Here is a 2,429-nt window from a genome sequence, read left to right as displayed (position 1 = left end):
ATCAATCGGCAAGTACGCCCCGCCGGCCTTCAGGATGCCGAGCATCCCGGCGATCATGTCCAAAGAGCGTTCCATCAGGATAGCCACGATACGCTCCGGCCCTACACCCTGCCCGCGCAGCGTCCACGCCAGCTGATTCGCCCGCGCGTTCAGCTCTGCATAGGTCAGCTGCTGATCCCCGTACACGGCCGCCACCACATCCGGCGTCTTCTCCACCTGGGCTTCAAACAGCCCGTGGATCGTCGCTTCCCGCGGATACTCCGCCGCCGTGTTGTTGAACCCATGCAGCAGCTCTTGCTTCTCCTCCGCCGTGACAAGCGATATCGAGGCCACCGGCCTCTGCGCATCCGCCAGCATTTGCTGCGCGATCTCCCGGATATGCCCCTCCATTCGCCGGATGAATGTTCCATCGTATACCTTGGCGTTGTACCGGAATTCAATCGACAACGCTTCACCCGGGAATAGCACGACGGTTAGGTCATAATTCGTCTGCTCAAATACTTCAACGTCACGGATCCCGAACGCAGCCTCGTCCGTTCCGCCTGCTTGGCCAATCGCTTCAGCAATCGGATAGTTCTCGAACACCAAAATATGATCGATCAATCCTTCCTTCAGCGCGCTCAGTCCCTGAATCTCATACAGCGGATAATGGCTGTGTGATTCCGACGCCAGCGCCGCTTCCTGCACCTGCTGCAGCAGCTCCATTACGCTCTGGTCGGGGGAACTGCTGACCCGTACCGGCGTCGTATTGATAAACAGGCCGATCATCCGCTCGATTCCCGGAACTTCCGCCGGTCTCCCCGATACGACAGTCCCGAATACCACATCACCGCTCTGGTTGTACTTCTGCAAAAGCAGTCCCCAGATCGTCTGCATCACTGTGTTCAGCGTCACTTGTGCCTGGCGGGCCAACCGCTCCAGCTCCCGGGTCATCCCCACATCCAGACGGAAGGCATGCTCCTGCGGCTTGGCTCCCGCAGGCCCTGCTGTCCAAGGCGCTCGCGGTACACTCGCCTGTTGCTCATAGTTTGCCAAGTACTGGCTCCAGTACTGTCGCGCCGATTCCCCGTCCTGCTTTTCAAGCCATTGCATGTAACTGTTAAATTGTATTGGCGTGTCAAGTCGAATGGGCTGTTTAGTCTTCAAGCATTGATATATATGCATAAATTCCTGCATAAGAATGCTTACACACCAACCATCCATCAAAATATGGTGGAAGCTCCAAATCATTATGTGTGAATCAGAATCCTTTTTTAGAACAGCTAATCGAATTAAAGGCCCCCTCAATAGGTCAAAGCCCTCATCTCGATCATTTTGCATGTACTCGTTCACATACCTAGACTTTTCATTTTCACTCAACTGAGAAATATCTTTGAAAATCAAGTCCGTCTTTTGATTTTTTACTACGACTTGAACAGATTTCTTCACCTTTTTCCAGACGAAGATGGTTCGAAGTATATCGTATCGCTCAATGAGCTTCGCAAATGATTGATTAACTAGGGTTACATTTAAATCACCTGCAAGCTCCAAAGTATATTGTTCAAAATACTCATTTGATTTGTGAAGCAAAGAATGAAATAACATACCTTCTTGCATCGGCGTAAGATAATAGATGTCTTTTATCGAGTCTCTTCTTCTACTCATGTTTACCTCCCGGCAAGTTGTTTAGAGACGCTATTTTAAAACCTGGGCTATTTCTCCGATCATTTAGTTTAGATACTTGGTGCCTCGTTCTCTTCAATAACAACGTTAGGGAAGATGTTTTTACCTCTCCACCTTCTGTTAACCCTTTTTTTCTAAGGTGTGTCTTCAAACCGCTTCTCCGCCAAAACCTGCCGCTGTATGCCCTAAGGAATCTTGGGTACAGTACCATTTTCTGATCACATGCGGAGAAAGGCGTTTCGCCACTAGGTAGTTTTTCGGTGGAGGCTTACGTCTCGGTGTTTCAAAGACTTCGCTCTTCTTCCGAAGGTGTGTGTGTGTGACTGGAAAGTGTATTCCTGGCTCTGAGTACAAACGGACCGAGCTGTACTTGATTTGGGGCTTTTAGCCTGTTACAGGAGGACAAGGACTCCAGCGCAGTTATTTCTCCCTGATGGCCGTTTTTAGATAGAATGCAGAGCAGATAAGGTCGCCTGGGTCCGCAAAAGAGAATAAACAGGGATTTTACTCTCCATAGCACCTCCTGTGCGTTACGGGTAAATGAACCCGCTGCGGGCTTTTGGGCCCTACTTTCAATTCTAAATCCTTGCTTCCCCAGAGCTCTTCCAGTTTGAAGACATGCTCTAGTCTACTTGTTCAAGCAATGAGTAAATGTTCTCTACTTCATCAATATCTAATCCACTAGAACTAAAATCGCTCGCGGTCTTCTCGCTGTGCGCCTGCCGGGTGCAGTGGGTGATCAGTCTGCGAAGCTGTTCCGCGTAGCA

1 protein-coding gene is annotated in these 2,429 nt (G+C 50.0%); it reads right to left on the bottom strand.

Features of this window, described 5'->3' with window-relative positions:
• The coding region (locus AC3WT9_RS34565; RefSeq protein WP_492408977.1) for a condensation domain-containing protein at positions 1 to 1,644 on the bottom strand (1,644 nt) is incomplete at its 3' end.
• Positions 1,645 to 2,429 lie beyond the last annotated feature (785 nt).

The organism is Paenibacillus sp. EB106-06-01-XG199, from assembly GCF_058791575.1.
Note: the sequence above shows the minus strand (reverse complement) of the source record. Positions and strands in the feature narration are given on the sequence as shown.